At 71.4% G+C, this 25,817-nt stretch carries 21 protein-coding genes and 1 tRNA gene; 14 read left to right on the top strand and 8 right to left on the bottom strand.

Translation table 11 applies throughout. From position 1 onward, the window contains the following. Positions 1-35 precede the first annotated feature (35 nt). The 6 genes from SA2016_RS16390 (at position 36) to aroQ (ending at position 6,730) form a co-directional block, all read left to right on the top strand. A complete protein-coding gene (locus tag SA2016_RS16390) occupies positions 36-2,075 on the top strand; it encodes a beta-galactosidase (protein ID WP_066502725.1) in 2,040 nt (679 codons plus the stop codon). A gap of 124 nt (positions 2,076-2,199) precedes the next feature. Next, positions 2,200-3,504 (top strand): ABC transporter substrate-binding protein, encoded by a 1,305-nt coding sequence (locus tag SA2016_RS16395; RefSeq protein ID WP_066500132.1) that lies wholly within the window; start codon positions 2,200-2,202, stop codon positions 3,502-3,504. Positions 3,505-3,586: 82 nt separating this feature from the next. Continuing rightward, on the top strand, positions 3,587-4,498 hold the full coding sequence (locus SA2016_RS16400) for a carbohydrate ABC transporter permease (RefSeq protein WP_218030568.1): 912 nt from the start codon (positions 3,587-3,589) through the stop codon (positions 4,496-4,498). Further along, complete coding sequence (locus tag SA2016_RS16405; RefSeq protein ID WP_084249598.1) at positions 4,495-5,403, top strand: carbohydrate ABC transporter permease; 909 nt, start codon at positions 4,495-4,497, stop codon at positions 5,401-5,403. The genes SA2016_RS16400 and SA2016_RS16405 overlap by 4 nt, the downstream gene beginning before the upstream one ends. Before the next feature lie 2 nt (positions 5,404-5,405). After that, positions 5,406-6,185, top strand: coding sequence for a DeoR/GlpR family DNA-binding transcription regulator (locus SA2016_RS16410; protein WP_066500139.1), 780 nt, complete (start codon positions 5,406-5,408; stop codon positions 6,183-6,185). Positions 6,186-6,262: 77 nt separating this feature from the next. Beyond that, complete coding sequence (aroQ, locus tag SA2016_RS16415; RefSeq protein ID WP_066500141.1) at positions 6,263-6,730, top strand: type II 3-dehydroquinate dehydratase; 468 nt, start codon at positions 6,263-6,265, stop codon at positions 6,728-6,730. On the opposite strand, the gene SA2016_RS16420 is transcribed toward aroQ, so the two are convergent. Next, the gene (locus SA2016_RS16420; RefSeq protein WP_141305429.1) at positions 6,731-7,912 is read right to left on the bottom strand and encodes a MarP family serine protease; all 1,182 of its coding nucleotides are present in this window, start codon (positions 7,910-7,912) and stop codon (positions 6,731-6,733) included. 171 nt (positions 7,913-8,083) lie between these two features. Between SA2016_RS16420 and SA2016_RS16425 the strand changes: the two genes are divergently transcribed. After that, the gene (locus tag SA2016_RS16425) at positions 8,084-8,761 is read left to right on the top strand and encodes a Crp/Fnr family transcriptional regulator (RefSeq protein WP_066500145.1); all 678 of its coding nucleotides are present in this window, start codon (positions 8,084-8,086) and stop codon (positions 8,759-8,761) included. Positions 8,762-8,867: 106 nt separating this feature from the next. Here the strand turns inward: SA2016_RS16425 and SA2016_RS16430 are convergent, their stop codons facing one another. Genes SA2016_RS16430 through sp36 form a run of 3 tightly spaced genes read right to left on the bottom strand, consistent with a single transcriptional unit; the run spans position 8,868 to position 10,445 of the window. Beyond that, positions 8,868-9,806: an NUDIX hydrolase gene (locus SA2016_RS16430; RefSeq protein ID WP_066500148.1), complete on the bottom strand. Its 939-nt coding sequence runs from the start codon at positions 9,804-9,806 to the stop codon at positions 8,868-8,870. Then, positions 9,790-10,290: a RidA family protein gene (locus SA2016_RS16435; protein ID WP_066500151.1), complete on the bottom strand. Its 501-nt coding sequence runs from the start codon at positions 10,288-10,290 to the stop codon at positions 9,790-9,792. The genes SA2016_RS16430 and SA2016_RS16435 overlap by 17 nt, the downstream gene beginning before the upstream one ends. Beyond that, on the bottom strand, positions 10,287-10,445 hold the full coding sequence (sp36, locus tag SA2016_RS21035) for a Sp36 family protein (RefSeq protein WP_084249599.1): 159 nt from the start codon (positions 10,443-10,445) through the stop codon (positions 10,287-10,289). The genes SA2016_RS16435 and sp36 overlap by 4 nt, the downstream gene beginning before the upstream one ends. A 36-nt stretch (positions 10,446-10,481) precedes the next feature. Between sp36 and SA2016_RS16440 the strand changes: the two genes are divergently transcribed. The 5 genes from SA2016_RS16440 (at position 10,482) to SA2016_RS16460 (ending at position 17,785) form a co-directional block, all read left to right on the top strand. Then, on the top strand, positions 10,482-12,797 hold the full coding sequence (locus SA2016_RS16440; RefSeq protein ID WP_066500154.1) for a transglycosylase domain-containing protein: 2,316 nt from the start codon (positions 10,482-10,484) through the stop codon (positions 12,795-12,797). A 36-nt stretch (positions 12,798-12,833) separates the two neighbouring features. Then, positions 12,834-13,787 (top strand): metallophosphoesterase, encoded by a 954-nt coding sequence (locus SA2016_RS16445; protein WP_066500155.1) that lies wholly within the window; start codon positions 12,834-12,836, stop codon positions 13,785-13,787. Positions 13,788-13,872: 85 nt separating this feature from the next. Further along, entirely contained in the window at positions 13,873-15,756 is a 1,884-nt protein-coding gene (locus SA2016_RS16450; protein WP_066502729.1) for an ABC transporter ATP-binding protein, read from the top strand. Beyond that, positions 15,753-17,609: an ABC transporter ATP-binding protein gene (locus SA2016_RS16455; RefSeq protein ID WP_066500157.1), complete on the top strand. Its 1,857-nt coding sequence runs from the start codon at positions 15,753-15,755 to the stop codon at positions 17,607-17,609. Before SA2016_RS16450 ends, SA2016_RS16455 begins: the two co-directional genes overlap by 4 nt. Positions 17,610-17,708: 99 nt before the next feature. After that, a tRNA-Pro gene (locus SA2016_RS16460) sits at positions 17,709-17,785 on the top strand. A 63-nt stretch (positions 17,786-17,848) separates the two neighbouring features. Here SA2016_RS16460 and SA2016_RS16465 read toward each other — a convergent pair. Both SA2016_RS16465 and SA2016_RS16470 read right to left on the bottom strand, forming a co-directional pair. Further along, positions 17,849-20,575 (bottom strand): cation-translocating P-type ATPase, encoded by a 2,727-nt coding sequence (locus SA2016_RS16465; RefSeq protein ID WP_084249600.1) that lies wholly within the window; start codon positions 20,573-20,575, stop codon positions 17,849-17,851. A gap of 187 nt (positions 20,576-20,762) precedes the next feature. Further along, positions 20,763-20,996 carry a hypothetical protein gene (locus SA2016_RS16470; protein ID WP_066500164.1) on the bottom strand — a complete coding sequence of 78 codons (234 nt, stop codon included), beginning with the start codon at positions 20,994-20,996 and terminating at the stop codon, positions 20,763-20,765. A 210-nt stretch (positions 20,997-21,206) separates the two neighbouring features. Between SA2016_RS16470 and SA2016_RS16475 the strand changes: the two genes are divergently transcribed. Then, a complete protein-coding gene (locus SA2016_RS16475; protein WP_066500166.1) occupies positions 21,207-22,502 on the top strand; it encodes a helix-turn-helix domain-containing protein in 1,296 nt (431 codons plus the stop codon). Here SA2016_RS16475 and SA2016_RS16480 read toward each other — a convergent pair. Beyond that, the gene (locus SA2016_RS16480; protein ID WP_066500168.1) at positions 22,495-23,409 is read right to left on the bottom strand and encodes a phosphoribosylaminoimidazolesuccinocarboxamide synthase; all 915 of its coding nucleotides are present in this window, start codon (positions 23,407-23,409) and stop codon (positions 22,495-22,497) included. The genes SA2016_RS16475 and SA2016_RS16480 overlap by 8 nt on opposite strands. Further along, entirely contained in the window at positions 23,406-24,716 is a 1,311-nt protein-coding gene (gene purD / locus SA2016_RS16485; RefSeq protein WP_066500170.1) for a phosphoribosylamine--glycine ligase, read from the bottom strand. The genes SA2016_RS16480 and purD overlap by 4 nt, the downstream gene beginning before the upstream one ends. An 81-nt stretch (positions 24,717-24,797) precedes the next feature. On the opposite strand from purD, the gene SA2016_RS16490 reads away from it, so the two are divergent. Next, on the top strand, positions 24,798-25,805 hold the full coding sequence (locus SA2016_RS16490; RefSeq protein WP_066500172.1) for an asparaginase: 1,008 nt from the start codon (positions 24,798-24,800) through the stop codon (positions 25,803-25,805). Positions 25,806-25,817: the final 12 nt, after the last annotated feature.

The following is a 25,817-nucleotide window of genomic DNA, read 5'->3' on the forward strand; positions in this document are numbered from 1 at the left end:
AGCCCTCCGAGCAAGAGACAGGCCTCCTGATGGACATGACCGATCTCACCCGCCGCCTCGGCGACGGGACGCCCCGCATCGCCTTCGGCGCGGACTACAACCCGGAACAGTGGCCCGAGGAGGTGTGGGACCGGGACGTCGAGCTCATGCGGGAGGCCGGCGTCAACCTCGTCAGCCTCGGCATCTTCTCGTGGGCCCTCCTCGAGCCCGAGGAGGGCCGGTACGAGTTCGGCTGGCTCGATCGGGTCATGGACCTCCTGCACGCCAACGGCATCGCGGTGGACCTCGCCAACGCGAGCGCCTCCCCGCCCCCGTGGTTCACGGTGAAGTACCCGGATTCCGCCCCCGTCGGCGCCGACGGCGTGCGCCAGACCCACGGCTCCCGCCAGGCCTTCGCCGCCTGCTCGCCGGACTACCGGCGCGCGGCCGCCGCGCTGACGACGGCGATCGCGGAGCGCTACTCGGACCATCCCGCGGTCGCGATGTGGCACGTGCACAACGAGTACGGCTGCCACAACCAGCCCGACTACGGGCCGCATGCCGAGCGGGGCTTCCGCGCCTGGCTCGAGCGCCGGTACGGCACCCTCGAGGCGCTCAACGACGCGTGGGGCACGGCCTTCTGGTCCCAGCACTACTACGACTGGGCCGAGGTCATGCCGCCGCGGCGCTCGGGCACGTGGGTCAACCCCACGCACCAGCTCGACTTCGCCCGCTTCTCCTCGGACTCGCTCCTCGAATGCTTCGAGGCCGAGGCCGCGATCATCCGGGCGCACTCCGACAAGCCCGTCACCACCAACTTCATGGGCACCAACATGGGCCTGGCCGCGCCGATCGACTACTGGCGCTGGTCGGCGAGCATGGACGTCGTCTCCAACGACCACTACCTCATCGCGGAGGACCTCCGGAACTACCAGGACCTGGCGCTCACGGCCGACCTCACCCGCGGCTGGGCGGGCGGCCGGCCCTGGCTGCTCATGGAGCACTCGACCTCGGCCGTGAACTGGCAGCCGCGCAACATCGCCAAGGCGCCGGGCGAGATGCTCCGCAACTCGTTCCAGCACCTCGCCCGCGGGGCGGACGGCATCATGTTCTTCCAGTGGCGCGCCTCCCGGGCCGGCGCCGAGAAGTACCACTCGGGCATGGTCCCGCACGCCGGCACGGACACGAAGGTCTGGCGCGAGGTGGTCGAGCTCGGGCACGCCCTGAGCGCGGTCTCGGAAGTCGCCGGGTCGCGGGTGGCCGCGGATGCCGCGCTCGTCTTCGACACCGATGCCCGCTGGGGCGCCGAGCTGGACTCCCACCCGAGCATCGAGGCCCAGCCCGTCCGCGAGCTGCGCGAGTGGCACGACGCGCTCTACCGCCGCGGCATCACCGCCGACGTCAGGCAGAGCACCGACGACCTCTCCGCCTACCCCCTGGTCGTGGCCCCGATGCTCTACCTCGTCACGGAGGCCGGCGCGGCGAACCTGCGCCGGTACGTCGAGGGCGGCGGCACGCTCGTGCTGACGTACTTCTCCGGCATCGTCGACGAGTGCGACCGCATCATCATGGACCCCGTCGCGGGCGGGGGCTATCCGGGGGCGTTCCGCGAGCTGCTCGGCGTCGAGATCGAGGAGTTCTTCCCCCTGCACGCGGGCGAGACGGTGGGCCTGGGAAGCGGGCGCGGCCACCGCTGGAGCGAGCTCGGCCGCGCCACCGGCGCGGACGTCCTGGCGCGCTTCGAGGAAGGGCCGACGGCGGGGTCCCCGGCCGTCACGCGCAACGCCGCGGGCGCGGGGCACGCCTACTACGTCGCCACGTCCCCCGACGCCGAGGCGCTCGCCACCTTCCTCCCCCGCGTGCTCGAGGACGCCGGCCTCGGCCCGGCGGCCCACGGCGCCCCCGGCCAGGACCTCGAGGTCGTCACGCGGGTCTCGGAGGGCGCCGCCTGGCTCTTCGCGATCAACCACAGCGAGCGCGAGGCGACGGTGCCCGCCAGCGGCACCGAGCTGCTCTCCGGCACCCCCGTCGGCGGCGAGCTGACCGTGCCGCCCGGTGCGGTCGCCGTCGTGCGCCTCGAGGACGCCCACGCCTGAACCGACAAGGTCACGGGACGGTCACGCTTTCGTTCCTGATCTTTTCTGAACGTTTCCGAACGTCTACCATTTCCAGTGTGACGCAGGTCATAGACGACCCCGTCCTTCACCCCAGGAGAAGCACATGAACACCCAGCGCAGCGGTTCCTCCTCGCTCACCTTCGACCGACGGGCACTCCTGAAGACCCTCGGCATCGGCGCTGTCGGCCTCGCGGGCGTCCCCCTCCTCTCCGCCTGCACCGGCGGGTCGGCCCCCAGCGGCGGCAGCAGCAAGACCATGACCTTCGGTTCCTCCGCCTCGGACGACGTGCCCAAGCGCGCCTACCAGGCCGTCGTCGACGCCTTCCAGAAGAAGTCGGGCGACACCGTCACGACGAACACCGTGCCGCACAACGACTTCCAGAACAAGATCAACTCCTACCTCCAGGGCAGCCCCGACGACGCGTTCACGTGGTTCGCCGGCTACCGCATGCAGTACTACGCGGGCAAGGGCCTGCTCGCCCCGATCGATGACGTGTGGGAGAAGATCGGCGCGAACTACTCCGACGCGCTGAAGAAGGCCTCCACCGGCCCGGACGGCAAGATGTACTTCGTCCCCAACTACAACTACCCGTGGGGCTTCTTCTACCGGAAGAGCTTCTGGGCGCAGAAGGGCTACACGGTCCCGAAGACGTTCGACGAGCTCAAGACGCTCGCGGCGAAGATGAAGGGCGACGGCATCATCCCGATCGGCTTCGCCGACAAGGACGGCTGGCCGGCCATGGGCACGTTCGACTACATCAACATGCGCCTGAACGGGTACCAGTTCCATGTTGACCTGTGCGCGCACAAGGAGTCGTGGAACCAGCCCAAGGTGCAGTCGGTCTTCGACACGTGGAAGGCGCTCCTGCCGTACCAGGATCCGGGCGCGCTCGGCCAGACCTGGCAGGACGCCGCCAAGCTCCTCGGGGACAAGAAGACCGGCATGTACCTGCTCGGCTCCTTCGTGACCCAGCAGTTCACCGATCCCGCGGTCCTCGCCGACATCGACTTCTTCCCGTTCCCCGAGATCGCGGTGGAGGGGCAGGACTCGATCGAGGCCCCGATCGACGGCCTCCTCCTGTCCAAGAAGGGCGGCCAGAACCAGGTCGCGAAGGACTTCCTCGCCTTCATGGGCACGCCGGAGGCACAGAACGCGTACTACTCGGTCGACAACTCGAACATCGCCACCGCCAAGGGCGCGGACACCTCGAAGTTCACCGCGCTGAACAAGAAGTGCGCGGACGCGATCGCCGGCGCCAAGAACATCAGCCAGTTCTTCGACCGGGACGCGCTGCCGGCCATGGCGAACAACGTGATGATCCCCGCGCTGCAGTCGTTCATCAAGGACGGCAACGTGGACATCAAGAACCTCGAGTCCCAGGCCGCCGCGCTGTACGCCGCGCAGTAGGCAGCCCACGGACGCAGCGACCCTTCGGCGCGGGCGGACGATGTTCCGCCCGCGCCGGGCCCTCCCACCGCAGGAATTCACCATGCCCTCCATCCGCCGCAGAGTCCGCCGTCTCTCGCGAAGGGACAAGATCGTTCTGACCCTCATGGTCGCGGTCCCGACCCTCATCGAGCTCGCGTTCGTCTGGCTGCCCACGCTCTTCTCGATCGGCCTCAGCTTCACCCGCTGGAATGGCCTCGACGTGAACGACATCCACGCCGCCGGGACCGACAACTACGCCTTCGTGGTCAAGGACTACCCGCCGTTCTGGCCGGCCGTCCAGCACAACGTGCTCTGGCTCGTCTTCCTCGCCCTCATCGCCACCCCGCTCGGGCTGCTGCTCGCGGTCCTCCTGGACCAGAAGATCCGTGGCAGCCGCATCTACCAGAGCATCTTCTTCGCCCCGGTCATGCTCTCCCTCGCGCTCGTCGGGGTCATCTGGCAGCTGTTCTACCAGCGCGACAACGGCCTGCTGAACTTCCTCCTCGGCACGGCGGGCACGCCCTCGGCCGTCGACTGGTTCGGCGACAGCAGCGTCAACATCTGGGCCGCGCTCGTCGCCGCGACCTGGCGCCACTCCGGCTACGTCATGCTCCTGTACCTGGCCGGCCTCAAGGGCGTCGACCCGGCGCTCAAGGAGGCCGCAGCCCTCGACGGCGCGAACGCGGCGCAGACCTTCTTCCGCGTCATCTTCCCGGCCATGCGGCCCATCAACATCGTCATCGTGGTCATCACGATCATCGAGTCGCTGCGCGCCTTCGACATCGTCTACGTCATCAACCGCGGCACGAACGGCCTCGAGCTGATCTCCGCCCTCGTCATCCAGAACCTCGTCGGCGAAGGCCAGGTGATCGGCGTCGGCTCTGCCCTCGCCACCATCCTGCTCGTGATCTCCCTCGTGCCGATCACGTTCTACCTCTCGCGCACCTTCGGGAAGGAGGCCAAGGAATCATGACCACGCTCACGACTCCCCGTCTGGCCCGCACCGCCGCCGAGCCGGCCGGCTCGAGGCCCAAGCGCCACTACGCTACCCACCTCGTGCTCATCGTCCTGGCCGTCATGTGGCTCCTGCCCCTGGGCTGGTCCCTCTACACGGCCCTGCGGCCCATCGAGTCGACCAACGCGCACGGGTACTTCAGCATCGCCGGCCCGTACAACTTCGACAACTTCGTCACCGCGTGGAACCAGGGCGGGTTCTCGAAGTACTTCTGGAACTCCGCGCTCATCACCGTGCCCACGGTGATCCTGACCCTGTTCTTCGCCTCGCTCATGGCGTTCGCGGTCAGCCGGGTGAGCTGGAAGTTCAACATCGCCCTGCTCATCCTCTTCACCGCCGGCAACCTGCTCCCGCCGCAGGTCCTCGCGGCGCCGCTGTTCCAGATGTTCAAACACCTCGAGCTGCCCTACTGGTTCAGCGACTCGGGGTCGCTGCTCAACACCTACATCTCCGTGATCGTGGTGGACACAGCGTTCCAGATCGGCTTCTGCACCTTCGTGCTGTCGAACTACATGAAGGCGCTCTCGCATGACCTCACCGAGGCCGCCCTCGTGGACGGCGCCGGGATCTGGACCCAGTACTGGTCCATCATCATGCCCCTGTGCCGGCCGGCGTTCGCGGCCCTGGGCACCCTCGAGGTCATCTTCATCTACAACGACTTCTTCTGGCCCCTGCTGTTCATCCAGAACGGCGACCGGCTCCCGGTGACCACCGCCATCAACAACCTCCAGGGCGTCTTCCTCAGCAACTACAACCTGCTCGCCGCGGGGGCCACCATCACCGTCATCCCGACCCTCATCATCTACCTCGTGCTGCAGCGCCAGTTCGTGGCAGGCCTGACGCTCGGCTCGAGCAAGGGCTGACGATGCTTGCAGCAGCGCGCCACACCGCAATCCTCGACGCCGTCCAGCGCGAGGGCGTCGTGAAGGTCGCCGACCTCGCCCAGCGCCTCGGGGTCTCGGCCGTGACGATCCGTCGGGACATCGACGCCCTCAGCGACGCGGGGCTGCTGACCCGCGTCCACGGCGGCGTCATGGTCCCCGGCGAGGGCGGCACGCACGAGCCCGGCTTCGCCCTCAAGTCGACCCAGCACCTCGAGGCGAAGGAGGCGATCGCCCTCGAGGCGGCCGCCCTCGTCACCGAGGACATGGCCGTGGGGGTGACGGCGGGCTCCACCACGTGGGTGCTCGCGAAGGCACTCGCGGCCGGGCCGCGCATCACCGTCCTGACGAACTCCGTGCGGGTCATGGAGGCGTTCAGCACCTCGACCTCCGGCTCCACGGTCCTGCTGACCGGGGGCCAGCGCACTCCCTCGGACGCGCTCGTCGGGCCGCTCGCGACGGCGTCGATCCGGCGCCTCCACCTCGACCTCCTCTTCCTGGGCGTCCACGGGATGGACGAGAACGCGGGGTTCACCACCCCGAACCTGCTCGAGGCGGAGGCCAACCAGGCCTTCGCCGCGGCGGCCCGGCGCGTCGTCGTCGTCGCCGACCACAGCAAGTGGGGCGTCCAGGGCATCGGGAGCATCTGCGGCCTCGAGGAGGCGGACTGCCTCGTCACCGACAGCGGCCTGCCGCGCGCGGCCATCTCGCACCTGCGGGACCGGATCCCCTCGGTGCGGGTCGCGGGGGCGTCCGCGGCCTGAGTTCCCCCAGCGTCACGCGCCGGGGGCAGGCCGCCACGGAGGGCAGGCACGGCGCCGGGCTCGCCTACAGTGAACCCATGGAACAGACCCGCGGCACCGTCCTCGTCCTCAACGGCCCCAACCTGAACCTCCTGGGCACCCGCGAGCCGGAGAAGTACGGCACGCACACCCTCGCGGACATCGAGCGGCTGTGCGCCGAGGCCGCGGAGGCCCAGGGCCTCGCCGCGGAGTGCTTCCAGTCGAACCACGAGGGCGCGCTCGTGGACGCGATCCACGCCGCCCGCGGGACGGCCCTCGGGATCGTGCTCAACGCGGGCGCCTACACGCACACGTCGGTGGCGATCCGGGATGCGGTCGCGGCCGTCCAGCTGCCGCTCGTGGAGGTGCACATCACCAACGTCCACGCCCGGGAGCCGTTCCGGCACCACTCCTACCTCAGCGACATCGCCAAGGCGGTGATCGCGGGGGCCGGGGTGCTCGGCTACCGGTTCGCGATCGAGTACCTCGCCGACCTCACGGCGACCCGCAGGCCGCTGGACGTCTAGCTACTTCCGCGTGCACACGCCCGGCTGGACGGGCTGGCTCAGGCCGGGAGCCTTCGACGCCACGGGGGCGAGCTCGTCCATGGTGATCGCGTAGCCCACGTTCGCCGTGGAATCGCTCTTGGCGAAGACCACGCCGGTCACACGGCCGTCGAGCGTCATCAGCGGGCCTCCCGAGTTGCCCTGCTGGACGTTGCCGGAGATCTGGTAGACGGTCTTGGGCACCTGGTTGGTGCCGTAGATGTCCGGGGCGAGCACCGTCGTCGTGCCCTGCACCACGGCGGGGCGCAGCTGGTAGGGGCCGCCGAGGGGGTAGCCGCCGAACGCGGCGGAGGTGCCGGCCGGGCTCGTCCCGGTCAGCTGCAGCGGCGCGACGTTCAGGCCGTCCACGGCCACCACGGCGAGATCGTGGACCGCGTCGAAGTACACCACCCGGCCGCTGCGGGCCCCGCCGCCGGGAAGCTCGACGACGGGCTCGCTCACCCCCGCCACGACGTGCGCGTTGGTGACGATCCGCCCCGGGGACACGACGAACCCGGAGCCCGTCTGGTTCTGGCCGCACTGGTAGGCGGTGCCGGTGATCCGCAGGATGGACGGCGCGGCGCTGCGCAGCGCCGCGGTGTCCACGGAGTCCGGGACCTTGACCGGCTGGGCCGGGGCGATGCCCTCGATCAGCTTCGGCAGGCCGTCGCCGATCACGAAGGCACGCAGGGCGGCGGCCTGCTCCTTCACGGGATCCGGCGTCGCGTCGTCGAGCGCCCGGACCACGGCGGAGCCGGCGATCTGCTGCGTGAGCAGCGGCACGCCCATGCTCGAGACGGTGAAGGCGGTCATCGAGATCACGAGCGCCGCAACCACCACGCTGACCACCCCGCCGAGGCCGCGGTCGACGGCGGTGGCCCCCTTCCAGCGGATCCCCCGGCGGATGCGCTGGCCGATCGCGGAGCCGACGGCGTTGCCCGCGGCCATGAGCAGGACCGCCGTGATGATGATCCCGGCCGCGCGCCAGCCGCCGGGTGCGAGCCACCCGCTCACGAGCGGGACGGCAAAGAAGGCGGCCACGCCACCGGCGACGAAGCCGAGGATGCCACTGAGGCTCACGACGAACCCCGCGCGGATCCCGTTGAGGAGGTAGCCCACGAGAACGAGCACGAGGAGGACGTCGAGGAGATTCATCCTGGGCAGTCTACCGACGGGTCCTGACCCCTCACTGGGAGGCCGGTGCGCCCCTGGCGGCGCGTCCTTGCGCGGGCTGTGTGCTGTGTCGCCTGCCAAGTTCGTCACAAAAGGTCCGCGGTATCTGAAACAATGAGCCCAGCGCAAGCAAGCGAATGCAACTGACACTAGGAGACTGAATTGGACCTCGAGGTACTGCGCCGCGCACCGCTCTTCGCCACGCTCGACGACGAAGGGTTCCGCCTGCTGACGGATGAGCTCACCGAGGTGGACCTGTCCCGGGGCGCGTCGGTGTTCCGCGAAGGCGACCAGGGCGACCAGCTCTACTTCATCGTCTCCGGCAAGGTGAAGCTCGGCCGCACCTCCCCCGACGGCCGCGAGTCCCTCGTGGCGATCCTCGGCCCCGGCGAGCTCTTCGGCGAGATGGCCCTGTTCGACCCGGCGCCCCGCAACGCCACCGCGACGGCCGTCTCCGAGACCCGCCTCGCCGGGCTGAAGAACGAGGCCCTCGTGGCGCTCCTGCGGTCCCGCCCGGAGGTCTCCGCGCAGCTGCTGCAGGCCCTCGCCCGCCGCCTGCGCCGCACCAACGACTCGCTCTCGGATCTCGTGTTCTCGGACGTCCCCGGCCGCGTCGCGAAGGCCCTGCTGGACCTGGCCGACCGCTTCGGCCGCCCGGCGACCGACGGCGTGCTCGTGGCCCACGAGCTCACCCAGGAGGAGCTCGCCCAGCTGGTGGGCGCCTCCCGCGAGACGGTCAACAAGGCCCTGGCCGAGTTCGTCCAGCGCGGCTGGATCCGGCTCGAGGCGCGCGCCGTCGTGATCCTGGACATGCAGCGCCTGCGCCAGCGCTCCCGCTGAGCGCGGCTCCCGCTGAGCCCTAAGAACACCAGGAAGGAGCCGGACCCTGCGGGGTCCGGCTCCTTCCTTGTGCGCTGCTTCCTGGCGTCGCCCGGCCCTGCCTGCGCTAGGCCTGCTCGCCCGGACGGGCGACGGCGCGCAGCGCCTCGGTCGGCGGCGCGACGGCCCCCGGGGCCGTCACCTCAAGGTAGAGCTGGCCGGCGTCCTCGACGAGCTCGGCCTGGTAGACGTGGTTGCTCCGCTTGAGGTTGAGGTAGGCGATGCAGCCCCTGGCCTTGGCCATCTTGGCGAGGATGATCTCGGTGGCGGGCACGAGCAGCTCGGGCAGGGCGAGGCCGCGGGTGTCCGGCTCGCCCACCTCGTCGCCCAGGGCGCTCGTCTCCTTCTCCGCCATGATCGTCGCGGCGCTCACCCATTGGCCCCACACGCCCTTGCTCGGCAGGAGGGTCGGGGTCTGCCCGACGGGAAGCGTGGCGGCGAAGTAGCGCGTGTCGAACCGGCGGTGCGCGAAGTCCGGGGTCACCCAGTGCACGAGGGAGCGCAGCAGGTCGGTGCGAAGGCCCAGCCCGCGCTTGGCGAGCAGTTCGGCGAAGCCGATCTCCTGGCCGGCGAGGGCCTCGCGCGCGCGGACCCAGTCGGCGGTGCTGGTGCCCTCGACCACCACCGATTCGTCGGATCCGGCCAGGAGCACCCCGGTCTCCTCGAACAGCTCGCGGATGGCGGCGACCACGTGGACCCTGGCCAGGGCGTAGTCGTCGGTGCCGAGGATCTCCGCCCACTGGCCCACGGAGGGCCCGAACCAGTCGAAGGAGTCCTGGTCGGCGTTCTCCACCGAACCGCCCGGGAAGGCGACGACCCCGAGGGGCGAGTCTCCGGTGCGGTAGGTGAGCCACGTCTCGGTGCCGTCGGGGGCGTCCCGCACGAGCGCGACGGAGGAGGCGAGCCGGGGCTTGCGCGGGGCGCGGTCGGCCTCATCGAGCCAGCTGCGGGCCGCGCCCTGCAGGCGCTTGGGCAGGGTGAAACGGCGCCTAGGCGAAGTCAGCAATCAGCTCAACCTCCACTGGGGCGTCGAGCGGCAGGACCGCGACGCCGACGGCGGAGCGGGCATGCGTGCCGGCCTCGCCGAAGATCTTGCCGAGCAGCTCCGAGGCGCCGTTGACGACGCCGGGCTGCCCCGTGAACTGCGGGTCGGAGGCGACGAAGCCCACGACCTTGACGATGCGCGTGACGCGGTCGAGGTCACCGATCTGGGCCTTGACCGCGGCGAGCGCGTTGATGATGCACACCTCGGCGTACGCCTTGGCGTCCTCGGGGCTCACCTCCGCCCCGACCTTGCCGGTGGCGGGGAGCTTGCCGGAGATGAAGGGCAGCTGGCCGGAGGTGTAGACGGTCGAGCCGCTCACCACCGCCGGGACGTAGGCGGCCACGGGGGCGGCGACCTCGGGCAGGCTCAGACCCAGGTCAGCGAGGCGGCGCTCGACGGCGCTGCTCACCTCAGCCTGTGTCGGCGCGGTCTGCTCCTGGCTCATGCCTGCTTCTCCCTCTTCATGTACGCGACGAGTCCGTTTCCGCCCGGGCCCGGGACCACCTGGACGAGCTCCCAGCCGTCCTCTCCCCACTGGTCGAGGATCTGCTTCGTCGCATGGACGATGAGCGGCACGGTGGCGTATTCCCAGGCGGTCATGAGCCCAGATTAGCCCCTCCCGTTAGACTGGCCCACATGGCGTCTGGCAAGAACCCTGTCTTTGACACGGCCACCACTCTGGGCAAGATCCTCGCATTCCTCGGCGTGAGTGCGGTCTGTGGCGTGCTGGTTGCGGGGCTCCTGGTGCCCGCCGCGGCCGTCACCGGCAGCGCCGCCAACGGCTCTGTCCAGTTCTTCGACAGCCTGCCCAGCGAGCTCACGGTCGAGCCGCCCGGGCAGGTCACCAAGATCCTGGCCGCGGACGGCTCGCAGATCGCCACGCTGTTCTCCGAGAACCGCACCAAGGTCTCGCTCGACCAGATGTCCCCGTACATCAAGGACGGGATCGTGGCCATCGAGGACTACCGCTTCTACGAGCACGGCGGCGTGGACACCACCGGCATCCTGCGCGCCCTCGCGGCCAACTTCCGCGGCGGCCGGCAGGGCGCCTCGACCCTCACGCAGCAGTACGTCAACAACGTCATCAACGAGAACCTCGTGGCGCAGGGCAAGGCCGATGAGGTGCTCCTCAACGGCCTCAACAAGGGCGTCGGGGACAAGCTGCGCGAGATGAAGCTCGCGATCGCGCTCGAGAAGAAGTTCTCCAAGGACCAGATCCTCGAGGGCTACCTCAACATCGTGTTCTTCAACGCCAACGCCTACGGCATCGAGGCCGCGAGCCAGTACTTCTTCTCGACGGACGCCAAGAGCCTCACGCTGCCCCAGGCGGCCCTCCTCGCCGGCCTGGTCAACAGCCCGTCGATGTATGACCCGATCGCGCACCCCGAGGCGTCGAAGAAGCGCCGCGACCTCGTGCTCGACGCCATGCTCCAGCACGGCAAGATCAACCAGAAGCAACATGACGACGCCGTCGCGACGCCGGTCAAGACCAAGGTCAATCCGCCCAAGCAGGGATGCCCGTACGCCCAGACGGCGCAGTACTTCTGCGACTACGTGCTCCACCAGATCCTCAACGATCCCGCGTACGGGGCGGACGAGAAGGAGCGCACGGCCCGGATCATGCGCGGGGGGCTCACCATCAAGACCACCCTCGACCCGCGCCTCCAGGCGCCCGCGCAGCAGCAGGTCGATGCGACGGCCGGGGACAACCCGCTCAAGTGGGCCGCCTCCCTCGTGACGGTCCAGCCGGGCACCGGGAAGATCGTCTCGATGGCCCAGAACTCGCGCATGCTGGAGGGCCAGGGCTCGAGCTTCGTGACGTCGTACAACGTCAACGTCGAACGCAGCGACCCCTCCGGCAATGCGCTCGGCGGCGCGGGAGGCATGCAGCCCGGTTCGACGATGAAGCCCGTGACCCTGACGGCGTGGCTCAACGAGGGCAAGTCGACCAACGCCATCGTCAACGCGGCCCAGCGCCGCTACCCCAAGAGCTTCCCGTGGAAGACGACCTGCACCCCGGTCGTGGGCTGGTACGACGACACGGTGGAAGGCTCCACCGACCTCCAGAATGACGAGCCGAACTGGTACCGGCCGATGACGGTGCGCGAGGGCATCTACCAGTCGATCAACACCGCGACCTTCGCCTCGGCCGCGGGCCTGAACGACTTCTGCGACATCCAGCGGGCGGCGGACGCGCTCGGCATGCACGACGGCGAGGGCAACGGCAAGAAGCTCGACCTCCACACCCTCGGCAACCTGCTCGGCGGCATGAATGTGGCCCCGCTGACGATGGCGAGCGCCTTCGCGACCTTCGCGGCCGACGGCACCTACTGCACCCCGATCTCGATCACCGACGTCACGGACGCCCAGGGGAAGCGGATCGGGGGCCAGGCGCCGACCTGCCAGCAGAACGCCATCAAGCCCGAGGTGGCGAGGGCCGCCACGAACGTGCTCCAGGACGTCCTCACGAAGGGCTCCGGCTACAACATCAAGGACGCCTCCGGCCAGACCATCAAGCTGCCCTACCCGGATGCCGCGAAGACCGGTACGAACAACTACAACAACCAGACCTGGGTGGTCGGCTACACGAAGGGCCTCGCGACCGCCTCGTTCTTCGGCGAGGCGCTGAAGGACCCGGCCTCGTCCACCATCGGGCGCGACATCACCATCAACGGCAGGTTCTACAAGTCGGTCGACGGTGCCTTCATCGCCGGCCCGCAGTGGGCGTACTTCATGCAGAAGGCCGCACCCCTCTACGACAACGGCGCCTTCGAGGCTCCGCCGCAGAACCTGATCAGCGGCGCGAACACCGGGTCGACCCCGGCCTCGTCGCAGCAGGGCGGCCAGCAGCAGAACGCGCAGCAGCCCGCACCGCAGCCCGTCCAGCCGCCGGCCCAGGCGCCCCAGCCGGCCCCGGCGCCGGCGCCCGTCAAGGGCAAGGGCAAGGGCTGAGGCGTGGGCGCTGGAGCGCGACAGTCGGCGCCCGGCATGCGGCCGGCGCGGGGCACGTCCGGCGCCGCCCTGGCGAGGGCCGCGCGGCGTGCTGGCCTCCTCGCGGGTCTGGGCCTGAGCGCGGGCGCCGCCGCGGCAGCCTACGGTTGGTGGGAGAAGGACCAGTTCACGCTCCGCGAGGAGACCGTGCCCATCCTCCCGCCGGGCTCCGGGCCGCTCCGGGTCCTGCACCTGAGCGACATCCACTTCGTGCCGGGCCAGGGGGCGAAGGTCCGCTGGCTCGCAGGGCTGGCCGACCTCGAGCCCGACCTCGTGGTGAACACCGGTGACAACCTGAGCCACCCCGAGGCGGTCCTGCCGCTCGTCACGGCCCTCAAGCCGCTCCTGCGGTTCCCCGGGGTGTTCGTCCCGGGCTCGAACGACTACTACGCGCCGGTCGCGAAGAACCCCGCCGCCTATCTTCTGGGGCCCTCGAACCGGAAGCCCCTCCCCCGCCGCATCGAGCTGGACTGGCGCAGCCTCTTCACCGCGTTCGGGGCCGCGGGCTGGCTCGACCTGACCAACCGCGCGCAGTCGATGAGCGTGGGCGGCGTCCGGCTCGACTTCTCAGGGGTCGACGATCCGCATCTGCGGCGCGAGCGCTACGCCGGCTGGCCGGTGCCCAGCCCCTCCGAGGGGCCGGCGCTGAAGGTCGCCGTCATCCACGCCCCCTACCAGCGGGTGCTGGACCACTTCGCCGAGGCCGGCGCCGAGCTCATCCTCGCCGGCCACACGCACGGGGGCCAGATCTGCCTTCCCGGCTACGGCGCCCTCGTCTCCAACTGCGACCTGCCCACCTGGCGTGCCAAGGGCCTCACCGTGTGGGAGGAGGGCGGCCGCTCGGTGCCGCTGAACGTCTCCGGCGGAATCGGCACCTCGCGCTTCGCCCCCGTGCGGATCGCGTGCCGCCCCGAGGCGGTCCTGCTCACGCTCACCGCCCGCCCGGCGTAGGGTAGTTGCCACAGCTAACTACTTCTTACCCAGGTGTGTGAGCCCCGGCATGCCACAGCGCGCCCCCGTTGACCCCCAGGCACCCCTGACGCAGCAGAGCCCGTACTGGGCCTCGATTGCGCGGCTCGGACCGATCGTCCGCCCCATCGTCCCGCGTCTTGTGATGGGCCTGGTCGTGGCGCTGGCCGCGTCCGCGCTCGCTCTGGCCGTCCCGCAGGTCCTGCGGCTCGTGATCGACGAGCTGCTCCGCAGCGGGACCCAGCCTGCGGCAGTGTGGGGAGCCGCCGGCGTCGTGCTCCTCCTCGGGGTGCTCGAGGCGACCATGATCTACCTGCGCCGCGTCCTCGTGATCGAGCCGAGCATCACGCTCGAGCGGCAGATGCGCACGTCCATGTACGACCACCTCCAGGACCTCCCCGTCTCGTTCCACGACCGGTGGGGCTCCGGGCAGCTGCTCTCGCGCTCGGTCGCGGACCTGGGGTTCCTGCGGCGCTGGCTCGCGTTCGGGGCGATCTTCCTCGTGGTCTCCATCAGCACCGTGGCCCTCGGCGTGGTCCTGCTGTTCACGCTCTCCTGGCAGCTCGCGCTGATCTTCCTCGCCGCTGCCGTGCCGATCATGGTGTACGGGGCGATCTTCCGGCGCCGCTTCTCGCTCGCCACCCGGCGCAGCCAGGACCAGGCCGGTGACCTGGCGACCGCTGTCGAGGAATCGGTCCACGGCATCCGCGTCCTCAAGGCTTTCGGCCGGGCCCGCGAGGCCCTCGAGGGCTTCACGGAGCAGGCCCGGCACCTGCGCGAGACGGAGGTCGCGAAGGCGCGCCACCAGGCCCTGTTCAGCCTCGTCGTGACCCTGCTGCCCGAGCTCGCGCTCGGCACCGGGCTCGTCACCGGCATCTGGCTCGCCGCCGCAGGGCACCTGAGCATCGGCTCGCTCGCGGCCTTCTTCGCGACGGCCGCTGCGGTCGCGCAGCCCGTCGAGGCCAGCGGGATGCTCGTGGGCATGGCCCTCACCGCCAAGACGGCCGTGGACCGGCACTTCGAGGTCATGGACGCCGCGAACACGGTGGCCGACCCGCAGCGTCCCCGCCACCTTGTCGCGCCCCGCGGGGAGCTGGCGTTCCGGGGCGTCCGCTTCTCCTTCGGCGTTCCCGCCCCGCACGACGCCGCGCGGCCGCCGGGCGCCGCCGGCCCACCGGCCGCCGGTTCCCCCTCGGAGGTGCTCCGCGGGGTGGACCTGCAGGTGCGGCCCGGGGAGACGATGGCCCTCGTGGGGGCGACGGGCTCGGGCAAGAGCACGCTGCTACAGCTCGTGCCGCGGCTCTACGACGTGGATGGGGGCGCCGTGGAGGTGGACGGCGTGGACGTCCGGGACCTTCCCCTGGCCGAGCTGCGCCGGCTCGTCGCCGTCGCGTTCGAGGACACCACCCTGTTCTCCTCCTCCGTGCGCGAGAACGTCCTCCTCGGCGCCCCCGTCCAGGAGGGCCCGGAGGCGGACGCCGTGCTGGCCGAGGCCCTCGAGGTCGCCCAGGCCCACTTCGCCTACTCGCTCCCCGACGGGGTCGAGACCCGGATCGGCGAGGAGGGCCTGAGCCTCTCGGGCGGCCAGCGCCAGCGCATCGCCCTGGCCCGCGCCATCGCCGCGCAGCCGTCCGTGCTGGTCCTCGACGATCCGCTCTCCGCCCTGGACGTCGCCACCGAGGAGCGCGTCTCCGAGGGCCTGCGCGGGGCGCTCGCGCACACGACCACCCTCATCGTGGCCCACCGCCCCTCGACGGTGGCCCTCGCCGACCGGGTGGCACTCCTGCGCGGCGGCGTGGTCGAGGACGTGGGCACCCACGCCGAGCTCCTCGGCCGGAGCGACCACTACCGCTGGGTCATCGCGAGCCTGCCCGAGGAGCCCCGGGACCTGGACAGGGACGAGGAACCGGACCTGGACACCGTCTTCTCCGAGGAGGCCGAGGCCCGATGAGCCGCCCCCACAGCACAGCGCCTGCCCAGGGCGGGCAGGGGACCCGCGGCGAGGACGCGGTGGACCTCACGCGCGAGGCGAGCCGCGCCGTCCGCCGTCGTTCGCTCAGGCTCCTGGGCGACCTCGTGCGGCCGGTGCGGGGGCGCCTGTGGGCGACCCTCGCGATGGTCGTCGTGTCCCAGGCGTCCCGGGCGGCGGGCCCGGCCATCATCGCGTTCGGGATCGACCGGGCGCTGCCGTCCCTCGTCTCCGGCGACCCCGCGCAGATGTGGCTCGCCGGGGCCGGATACGTCGCGGCGGCCCTCGTCACCGGCGTGCTCACGGCCGGCTACGTGACCTCGACCGCGAAGCTGAGCCAGGCCATGCTCCTGGACCTGCGCGTGTGGGTCTTCCGGCATACCCAGCAGCTGAGCCTGGACTTCCACGAGACCTACACGTCGGGGCGCATCATCTCGCGGCAGACCTCGGACCTCGAGGCGCTGCGGGAGCTGCTCGATTCAGGCATCAGCTCGCTCGCCTCCGGGCTGCTGTTCATGGCCTTCACCGCCATCACCGTCTTCGCGCTCGACTGGCCCTCCGGGCTCATCATGCTCGCCGCCGCGGTCCCCATGCTGTTCCTCTCCCGCTGGTACCAGGTCCGCTCGCAGCGGGCCTACCGCGCCTCCCGCGTGGTCTCGGCGCGGCTGATCGTCCACTTCGTCGAGACGATGACGGGCATCCGCGCGGTCAAGGCCTTCCGGAAGGAGCACGCCAACAGCGCCGAGTACGGCCGGCTCGCGGACGACTACGCGGCGGCCACCCAGCGTTCGGTGATGCTCAACGGAGTCTTCCAGCCGGGCCTCGTGCTCATCGGCAACGTGACCGTGGCCGTGATCCTGCTCGTCGCCGCGTTCCGGGTGCTGGACGGCAGCCTGGCCGTGGGCGTGCTGCTCGCCGTGGTGCTCTCCGCCAAGCGGTTCTTCTCCCCGCTCGAGCAGATGGCCATGTTCTACAACTCCTTCCAGAGCGCCCAGGCCGCGCTCGAGAAGGTCTCCGGCCTGCTCGAGGAGGTCCCCACGGTGCGCCCGCCGCGCGAGCCCGTGCCGCTGCCGCACGCCCGCGGGGCGGTCGCGTTCGAGGCGGTCTCCTTCTCCTACGGCTCGGGGCCCGAGATCCTCCCGGAGTTCACCCTGCGGATCCCGGCCGGGCAGACAGTGGCGCTCGTCGGCGCGACGGGCGCGGGGAAGTCCACGATCGCCAAGCTCGTGGCCCGGTTCTACGACCCGACCTCGGGCGCCGTGACGCTCGACGGCGTGGACCTCCGGCGGCTCTCGACACGGGACCTGCGGCGCGCGGTCGTGATGGTGACCCAGGAGGCGTACCTGTTCTCGGGCTCGGTCGCGGCCAACATCGCCCTCGGACGCCCGGACGCCTCGCGGGAGGAGATCGAGGCGGCAGCCCGCGCCGTGGGCGCCCACGAGTTCATCGCGGCCCTGCCGGACGGCTATGACACGGACGTCACCAAGCGCGGCGGCCGCGTCTCGGCCGGCCAGCGCCAGCTCATCTCGTTCGCACGGGCGGTCCTGGCGAGCCCCTCCGTGCTGATCCTGGACGAGGCCACGAGTTCCCTGGACATCCCCTCCGAGCGGCTCGTGCAGTCCGGGCTGGCCAAGCTGCTGGGCTCGGGTCCTGGCGGGGACGCCGGGCGGACCGCCGTGATCATCGCCCACCGGCTCTCCACCGTGGAGAACGCGGACCGCGTGCTCGTGGTGGACGGCGGCCGCATCGTCGAGGACGGCTCCCCCGCCGAGCTCCTCGCCCGTGGAGGCCGGTTCGCGTCCCTCCACGGCGCGTGGCGGGACTCCCTCGTCTAGGCGGCGCTGCAGGGGAGGAGAGGGGCGTCCCCGATTTCATGTTCGCCCCCCGATCGGGTACTCTGGATGAGTTGCTTCGGGGTGACCCAGGCAACGGATCGGGATGTAGCGCAGCTTGGTAGCGCGCTTCGTTCGGGACGAAGAGGTCGCAGGTTCAAATCCTGTCATCCCGACCACGGAAGGCCCCGCGGCAGTCGCCGCGGGGCCTCTCGCATGTCCCGGCCCTCAGTGGTGCGGACTCAGTGGTGCGGAAGCACGGGGTGCGTCCGCCCCGCGCCGACGCGGTGCCGGAACGCCTTGTGGAGCGCATCGCCGGCGAGCACGCCGGGGATCGCGAGCAGGGCAACGGCGAAGCCCTCGAGCGGAGGGGGCGCCTGGCCGAGCAGCGCGGCCACCGGGGGGACGACGAGGAACACGGCCAGGAGGCCCAGTTCCGCACCGATGGCACCGAGAAGCATGCGGTTGCTCCCCCAGGGCAGCCTCCACGCCGGCCTGCTCGCGCTGCGGCACGCATAGGCGTTGGCGAGCTGGCCCAGCACCACCGCGGTGAAGGCTGCCCCCGAGGCCGCGGCGACCACCCCCGCGCCGGGCAGTGTCTCCCCCGGACGCCATCCGCCGAGCCAGAGCACGGCCACGAACGCGGACATCTCGAACACCACCTCCGCCGGTCCCAGGACGGCGAACACCCGGAACAGCAGGCTTCCGTCCATGAGGTGCCGCCGTTCGGGGGGGCGCCTGAGGACGCCCTCGCTCGGCCTCTCCCCGCCGAGCGCGAGGGCTGGCAGGAGGTCCGTGCCGATGTCGAGGCAGAGGATCTGGAGCACACCGAGCGCGAGCGGGAAGTGCCCGGCAGACAGGGCCCAGAGCACGAACGGGGTCAGCTCTGCCACGTTGTCCGTGAGGTGGTAGGTCAGGAACCGGCGGATGTTCGTGTAGGTGGCCCTGCCCTGCTCGACCGCGACGATGATCGTCGCGAAGTCGTCGTCGAGCAGCACGAGGTCGGCGGCATTCCTCGCCACGTCCGTGCCGCTCCTGCCCATGGCGACCCCGATGTCCGCGGCCTCGAGGGCGGGACCGTCGTTGACGCCGTCGCCCGTCATCGCGACACAGTGGCCCCGCGCCTGCAGGGCGTGCGCGACGCGGAGCTTCTGCTCAGGCGTGACCCGCGAGATGACCACGCTGTCCCGGTCCAGGAGCGCGCCGAGGACCTGGAGGTCCTCCGGCAGCACGGCCCCTTCGAGCACCGCCTCCGTCCCCGTGCCGCGGCCGATCAGCCCGATCTCGCGCGCGATCGCCGCGGCCGTCGCGGGGTGGTCCCCCGTCACCATCGCCACCCTGATCCCCGCCTCGCGCGCCTGCCGGATCGCGCCTGCCACGGCAGGCCGCGGAGGGTCGTGCAGACCGATGAGGCCGCGCAGCACGAGCTCCCGCTCAAGCACGACGGCGTCCGCCTCGCCCCGGATGGCGGCGTCGGCCTCGGCGGCGGTCAGCTCGCGTGACGCCACCGCCAGCACCCTCAGGCCGCGCGAGGCGAGGTCCGCCAGCATCCGGCGCGCCCCCTCCAGCCCCGCCGCCTCGTCGCCGCCGTCGGATCCCATACCGGGCGGGCCGTCGACCACGCACAGGCCGAGGAGCGTCTCCGGGGCCCCTTTGACCCACAGCTCCGCAGCGCCGCCCGCTCCGGCCGGGAGCACGGCGCTCTGGCGCTTGCGCTCCTCGTCGAACGCGAAGCCCGCAAGCGGCGCCGGCGCCTCCGCCGTGCCGCCGAGCCGCCGGTCGAGGGCCGTGAGCGCGCCTTCCATGGGGTCGCCCACAGCCCGCCACTCGCCGGCGTGCTCCTCGATGTCGCCCTGGGAGGCCGCACGGGCGCCGGCAGCGAGGCGCGCGGCCGCGGAGATCGCCGCGGGGGGCCCGCTGACCGCGGCCTCGGGGGCGTAGCCGCGCCCCTCGAGGGTGACGGACCCGGCGGGCGTCCACACCCGGACGGCGCTCATCCGGTTCTGGGTGAGCGTGCCGGTCTTGTCGGTGCAGATGAAGGTCGTGGACCCCAGGGTCTCCACGGCCTGGAGGTTGCGGACGAGGGCGTGCCGTCCGCTCATCCGCTGGGCGCCCATGGCCAGCGAGAGGGTCACGGTGGGCAGGAGCCCCTCGGGAACGAGGGCCACCGTGACGCCGATCGCAAAGAGGAAGGCGCCCGCGAGGGGATTGCCGATCAGGAACGAGACCACGAAGAACACCGCCCCCACCGTCACGGAGACCATGGCGATGACCTTCACCACGCGCTTGAGCTCGAGGTCCAGCGGGCTCGGCGGCGGTTCGGCCCGGGTGGTCAGGCGGGCGATCTCCGCCAGCCGCGTGGACACCCCGGTCGCCGCGACGCGCCCCACGGCGTCTCCCGTCGCGACGAACGTGCCGCCGGTCGCCGCCCCGCCCCTCTCCCTGACCACGGGCACGCTCTCGCCCGTGAGCATGGACTCGTCCAGGGACAGCGCAGACGCGCTGAGGATCTCGAGGTCCGCCGGGACCCGGTCCCCGGCCGCGAGCAGGACGATGTCCCCGGGGACGAGCTCGACTGCGCCGACGACCGTGGTCCGGCCGCCGCGCCGGACCTGGACGTTGCTCGGCAGCAGCTCGCGCAGCTTCGCCGAGGCCCGCTCGGCGCGGGCCTCCTGGACGAAGGCAAAGAGTCCGTTGATGACGACCACGGCGGCGATCGCCCAGCCGAGCTGGGGCATTCCCGCGATGAAGGCGAGGGCCGCGGCCGCCCACAGCATGAGGGCGAAGAAGTGGGCGAGCTCGGCGCCGAGCCGGACCCACCAGGGGCGCGCCCGCTCCCGCGGAAGGCTGTTGGGGCCGTAGCGGGCCCGCAGCCTCGCGACCTCCGCGTCGCCAAGCCCCGCGGGAGGGGCGGGGCCCGGCGCTCCCGGACGCCGCGGACCGGCGGGAAGGCGCGGGGTGACGCTCACGGTGCCATTCTTCCGAACCGGGCCGCGGCGGCGGAAGGGAAGGAAGGCCCCACCACGCCGGGCTGCAGAACGCAGAAGTGCCCCGGACCGGGGTCCGGGGCACTTCTGCGACGGTTCGTCAGCACTCCCCCACAGGTGTACTGGGCTGACCGGCCGGGTCAGCGTGAGGCGGCTGCGCCGCGTCCGGTCAGAGGCTGCTGCTGACGGACATCGGATCAGGCCAGTTGCCGATCGCCGTGGGGGAGCTCATCGGATCGGGCCAGTTGCCGATCGCGGTGGACGTCATCGGGTCCGGCCAGTTGCCGATGGCCGTGGACTTCATGGGATCGGGCCAGTTGCCGATCGCCGTGGGGGCGCCGGCAACGCCGGACACCGCGAGCGCACCGCCAAGTGCGAGGGCCGCAATCAGTTTTTTCAGCATGAGCTTGTCCTTTGTATGAGTCCCGCCGCTCCGGGGGGACAGGGTGCGTCGAACGGGGCAGAGCGTGCTTTGTCATGATTGACATTCCCAGTAAAATATCTCCCACATTGCCTGTCAAGGAATACCGTCGCCCTCTTGACGGCCCATGATGGATATTAGAGACAAGCGTGCGCCGGTTCACGAGGTTCCGGGCCGGGCCAGGAGGTCATCGTGGGGAGCGGATTCGGCGAGAAGCTGCGTGCCGAGCGACTGGAGCGCGGACTCACTCAGGCCGAACTCGGGAAGGACCTCTACTCGCCCAGCTACATCTCGCTGCTCGAGACCGGCCGGCGCGAGCCCACCGCCGAAGTGATCCAGGAGCTGGCGCGCAGGCTCCAGCTCGCCCCGAAGGCCCTCGAGGCCTGGAGCCAGCCCGTGAGCGCCAACGACGCCGAGTACGTCCTGGCCGGCCTCTACGCGCGGCAAGCCTGGGACCTGCGCGACTACGCGCAGGCGGCGACGCACGCCGCCACGGCAGCGCAGTTCGCCCTCGACGGCAAGAACAACAGCGCGTGGTGGAACATGACGTACATGCAGGCGGAGTGCCTCATGAAGCAGGGCGAGCTGGCGGAATGCCAGCGGATCGTCCAGCACCTCCTCGAGCACCCCATCGTCGCCGAGTCCGCCGGTCTCGCGGTGCGCGCGCGCCAGATGCTGGCGGCCGTGTGCCACGGGCTCGGCCAGCTCAGCACCGCGGTGGAGCACGCCCGCGAGGCGGTCCGGCTCGCGTCGCAGCTTCCCGCCGGGTCCACGATCTACATCGGCGCCCTGCGCGCGCTCATCGGCGCCCTCGCGGAGAGCGGGAAGCTGGACGAGGCCTGGGAGCAGTGCGGCATCCTCGAGACGCTCGTCGACGAGGAGTCGATGGGCCAGCTCGCGGGCGAGATCGAGTGGGTGATCGGCAACGTGGCCTTCATGCGCGCCGACTACGCCGAGGGCGTCAAGCACCATGAGCGGGCCGCGAAGCTCCTCTCCCCCGCCAACGACATCGAGCTCTGGGCCCGGTTCAACAAGGCCTCGGCCGCGGTGCGGCTCTCGGGCGGCATCATCGAGCCGGAGACCCTCGCGGCCATCGAGCGCGCCGAGCTGGCCCTGAGCATCGTGGGCGGCTCGCGCTCGGAGCAGCTCGAAGTGAGCTTCATCCGCGCCCGGTGGCTCTACCTCAACGGGCAGATCCCGGAAGCCATCGACCTCCTGCGCACTATCCACGCGGAGAAGGGCGTGCTCGGCCGCCACACCGCCGGCGAGGTCGCCCTCCTGTACGGCCGTGCGCTCAAGGCCCTGGGCCGCAACGACGAGGCCCTCGAGCTCCTCGCCGACGCGCGGGAGCAGTTCAGCTACGCGGGGGCCTCGGACAAGGTCCAGCAGGTCATGGACGCGATCCTCGAGATCCGGCTCGCCAGCCAGCGCGCCGCCAAGGAGGCCTCGGCCGGCGCCAAGGCCCCCGAGAAGGACGGCGTCAGCTGAAGGTGCGCCCGGTGAGCCGCTCGTAGGCCTCGACGTAGCGGTCCCGGGTCCGCTTGACGACCTCCTCGGGCAGGGCCGGCGGCTCCTGCCCGGAAGTGCGGTCCCAGCCGGACTCTGCGGACGTGAGCCAGTCGCGGACGAACTGCTTGTCGAACGAGGGCTGTGCGCGCCCCGGCTCCCAGGTGGCCGCGTCCCAGAAGCGCGAGGAGTCCGGGGTGAGCACCTCGTCGCCGAGGGTGATGTAGCCGGTGGTCGGATCCACGCCGAACTCGACCTTGGTGTCCGCGAGGATGATCCCCCGCTCGCGGGCGATCCGCTCCGCCTCGCGGTAGATCTCGAGCGTGAGGTCGCGCAGCTGCGCCGCGGCCTCGTCCCCCACCATTCCGGTGACGTCCTCGTAGGTGATGTTCACATCGTGCTCGCCGAACTCCGCCTTCGCGGAGGGGGTGAAGACCGCCTCGGGCAGGCGCGAGCCGTCCACCAGCCCCTCGGGCAGCGGGATCGCGCACACCGTTCCGGATTCGCGGTACTCGGCCAGGCCGGACCCGGTGAGGTAGCCGCGGGCGATGCACTCCACGGGGTACATCTCGAGCCTGCGGCAGACCATGGCGCGCCCCGCGACCTCGGCGGGGACACCGTCGTCGACCGTGGAGGCCACCACGTGGTTGGGCACGTTGAGCTGCTCGAACCACCACAGGCTCAGCTGGGTGAGGATCCGGCCCTTATCCGGGATCGTGCTCGCGAGGACGTGGTCGTAGGCGGAGATGCGGTCGCTGGCGACCACGAGCACCTGGTCCGCCGGGCCGTCGACGGGCTCGTAGAGGTCGCGGACCTTGCCCGAGTAGATGTGCCGCCAGCCCGGCAGCTCCAGGACCTCGGTGGAGAACCCCGGCTTGTCGATGCTCATCGCTCTGCTCCCGTCCCTGCGCCGTTGCGCACCCTGGGCACGCTGATCTGCCCGCGTGCTGCCTTGGCCGCGATGTCGCGGCGGTACTGTCCGCCCTCGAGCCTGATGAGGGCCATGCCCTCGTAGGCCCGCTCGCGTGCCTGCTCGAGCCCCTCGCCGAGGGCGACGACGGCGAGCACCCGCCCGCCGGCGGAGATCACCTTGCCGTCCGCGTCGAGCGCGGTCCCGGCGTGCAGGACGTGGACGCCCTCGAGCTTCTCTGCCTTCTTCAGCCCGCGGATGCGGTCGCCGGTGCGCGGGGTCCCGGGGTAGTTCTCCGACGCGAGGACGACGGCGACCGCGGCCTCGGGCGCCCACCGCAGGTCGCCAGCGGTCCCGAGCTGGCCCGTGGCGGCGGCCAGGAGCAGGCCGCCGAGAGGCGTGCGGAGCCGGGCGAGCACCGCCTGCGTCTCGGGGTCGCCGAACCGGGCGTTGAACTCGATGACGCGCGTGCCGCGGGAGGTGAGCGCCAGGCCGCAGTAGAGGACACCGACGAACGGTGTGCCGCGCTTGGCCATCTCGTCGATGGTCGGCTGGGCCACGCGCTCGACCACCTCCTCGACGAGCCCGGCGGGGGCCCATTCGAGGGGGCTGTAGGCGCCCATGCCCCCGGTATTGGGGCCCTCGTCGCCGTCGAAGATGCGCTTGAAGTCCTGGGCGGGGGCGAGCGGGACGGCTGTGTGGCCGTCCGAGAGGACGAAGAGGGAGACCTCGGGGCCGTCGAGGTACTCCTCGATGACCACGGTGCCGCCGGCCTCGAAGCAGGACTGGGCGTGGGCGAGCGCTGCGCTGCGGTCGTCGGTGACGACCACGCCCTTCCCGGCGGCGAGCCCGTCGTCCTTGACCACGTAGGGGGCCCCGAACGCGTCGAGCGCGTCTGCGGCCTCGCCGGGGTTGACGGCCACGCGGGCCATCGCTGTGGGGACCCCGGCCTCGGCCATGACCTGCTTGGCGAAGGCCTTGGACGCCTCGAGCTGGGCGGCTGCCCGGCTGGGCCCGAACACGGGGATCCCGGCCGCGCGGACCGCGTCGGAGACTCCGGCGGCGAGCGGCGCCTCCGGGCCGACCACCACGAGGTCTGCCGCGAGGGCCCGCGCGAGTGCCGTGACGGCGTCCGGGTCGTTGGCGTTGACGGGATGCGTCGGGACGATCTGGGCGATGCCGGCGTTGCCGGGCGCGGCGTGCACCTCGGAGACGGCCGGATCGGCGAGGAGGGAGCGGACGATGGCGTGTTCGCGGCCGCCGGGGCCGATCACGAGAACCTTCACGCCCCAAGGGTATCGGCCAGCCCCTGCGCGGCGCACCCGGGCATCCCCGGCAACCCGCGGCCGCACACCTAGACTGAGGCCATGCCCCACGCAACCTTCACCGCGGACGACGCCGTCGAGCTCGCCGTGGTCGAGCGCAGCGGCTTCATCGAGTCCCGCCACCTCGGCTCGGCCGTGGTGCTGGCCGGTGACGGTTCCGTGGTCACCGAGCTCGGGGACATCCGCACGCCCGTGCTCGCCCGCTCCACGCTCAAGCCGTTCCAGGCCCTCGCCTCCATGCAGGCCGGCGTGCCACTGCGGGGAACGCAGGTTGCCCTCGCGTGCGCGTCCCACACCGGCTCGCTGGACCACATGGACGTGGTCGAGGGGATGCTCCACGCGGCGGGCCTGGGCGAGGCGGACCTGGGCTGCCCGGCCGAATGGCCGGCGGACGAGAACGCCCGCGCATGGCTCATCCGCTCCGGGCAGGGCCGGCGGAAGCTCGCGTACAACTGCTCGGGCAAGCACGCGGCCTTCCTGTGGGCGTGCGTGCAGAACGGATGGGACCGGCGCAGCTACCTCGAACCCAACCACCCGCTGCAGCAGCGGGTCCGGGCCACGATCGAGGAGTATGCCGAGGAGCCGATCGCGCACCTCGGGATCGACGGCTGCGGCGCCCCGGTCGCCGCGCTGTCCCTGCGCGGCCTCGCCCAGGCCTACTCGCGCCTCGCCAGGTCCCCCGGGGACCACGGCGCCAACGCGCGCGCCGCGACGATTGCGACGTCGATGCTCGACTACCCGTGGGCGGTCCAGGGCCACGACAAGGAGAACACGATCGTCATGGAGGAGCTGGGGATCCTCGCCAAGGTCGGCGCCGAAGGGCTCCTCGTGCTCGCCACCCCGCAGGGCGCCACGGCGGCCGTGAAGATCCTGGACGGCAACGTCCGCGCCACGACCCTCGTGGGCCTGACAATGCTCGCCGCGGCCGATGCCGTGGACGTGCCGGAGGTGGCCCGCGTCCTCGAGCGGGTCGTCGATCCGGTCCTGGGCGGCGGCCGGCAGGTCGGCCGCATCCGGCTGGGGCGCGCCGTCTCGGCGCTGCTGGACTGAGGGGGACCCACC

The organism is Sinomonas atrocyanea, assembly GCF_001577305.1.
GTDB classification, from domain to species: domain Bacteria; phylum Actinomycetota; class Actinomycetes; order Actinomycetales; family Micrococcaceae; genus Sinomonas; species Sinomonas atrocyanea.

What these genes read in the sequence shown, in the direction of transcription:
- SA2016_RS16480 (WP_066500168.1), bottom strand. Translation starts at nt 23,409, where the DNA reads ATGAGCATCGACAAGCCGGGGTTCTCCACCGAGGTCCTGGAGCTGCCG.
- aroQ (WP_066500141.1), top strand. Translation starts at nt 6,263, where the DNA reads ATGGAACAGACCCGCGGCACCGTCCTCGTCCTCAACGGCCCCAACCTG.
- SA2016_RS16435 (WP_066500151.1), bottom strand. Translation starts at nt 10,290, where the DNA reads ATGAGCCAGGAGCAGACCGCGCCGACACAGGCTGAGGTGAGCAGCGCC.
- SA2016_RS16400 (WP_218030568.1), top strand. Translation starts at nt 3,587, where the DNA reads ATGCCCTCCATCCGCCGCAGAGTCCGCCGTCTCTCGCGAAGGGACAAG.
- SA2016_RS16395 (WP_066500132.1), top strand. Translation starts at nt 2,200, where the DNA reads ATGAACACCCAGCGCAGCGGTTCCTCCTCGCTCACCTTCGACCGACGG.
- SA2016_RS16405 (WP_084249598.1), top strand. Translation starts at nt 4,495, where the DNA reads ATGACCACGCTCACGACTCCCCGTCTGGCCCGCACCGCCGCCGAGCCG.
- SA2016_RS16445 (WP_066500155.1), top strand. Translation starts at nt 12,834, where the DNA reads ATGCGGCCGGCGCGGGGCACGTCCGGCGCCGCCCTGGCGAGGGCCGCG.
- SA2016_RS16390 (WP_066502725.1), top strand. Translation starts at nt 36, where the DNA reads ATGACCGATCTCACCCGCCGCCTCGGCGACGGGACGCCCCGCATCGCC.
- SA2016_RS16410 (WP_066500139.1), top strand. Translation starts at nt 5,406, where the DNA reads ATGCTTGCAGCAGCGCGCCACACCGCAATCCTCGACGCCGTCCAGCGC.
- SA2016_RS16455 (WP_066500157.1), top strand. Translation starts at nt 15,753, where the DNA reads ATGAGCCGCCCCCACAGCACAGCGCCTGCCCAGGGCGGGCAGGGGACC.
- SA2016_RS16470 (WP_066500164.1), bottom strand. Translation starts at nt 20,996, where the DNA reads ATGCTGAAAAAACTGATTGCGGCCCTCGCACTTGGCGGTGCGCTCGCG.
- SA2016_RS16490 (WP_066500172.1), top strand. Translation starts at nt 24,798, where the DNA reads ATGCCCCACGCAACCTTCACCGCGGACGACGCCGTCGAGCTCGCCGTG.
- sp36 (WP_084249599.1), bottom strand. Translation starts at nt 10,445, where the DNA reads ATGACCGCCTGGGAATACGCCACCGTGCCGCTCATCGTCCATGCGACG.
- SA2016_RS16440 (WP_066500154.1), top strand. Translation starts at nt 10,482, where the DNA reads ATGGCGTCTGGCAAGAACCCTGTCTTTGACACGGCCACCACTCTGGGC.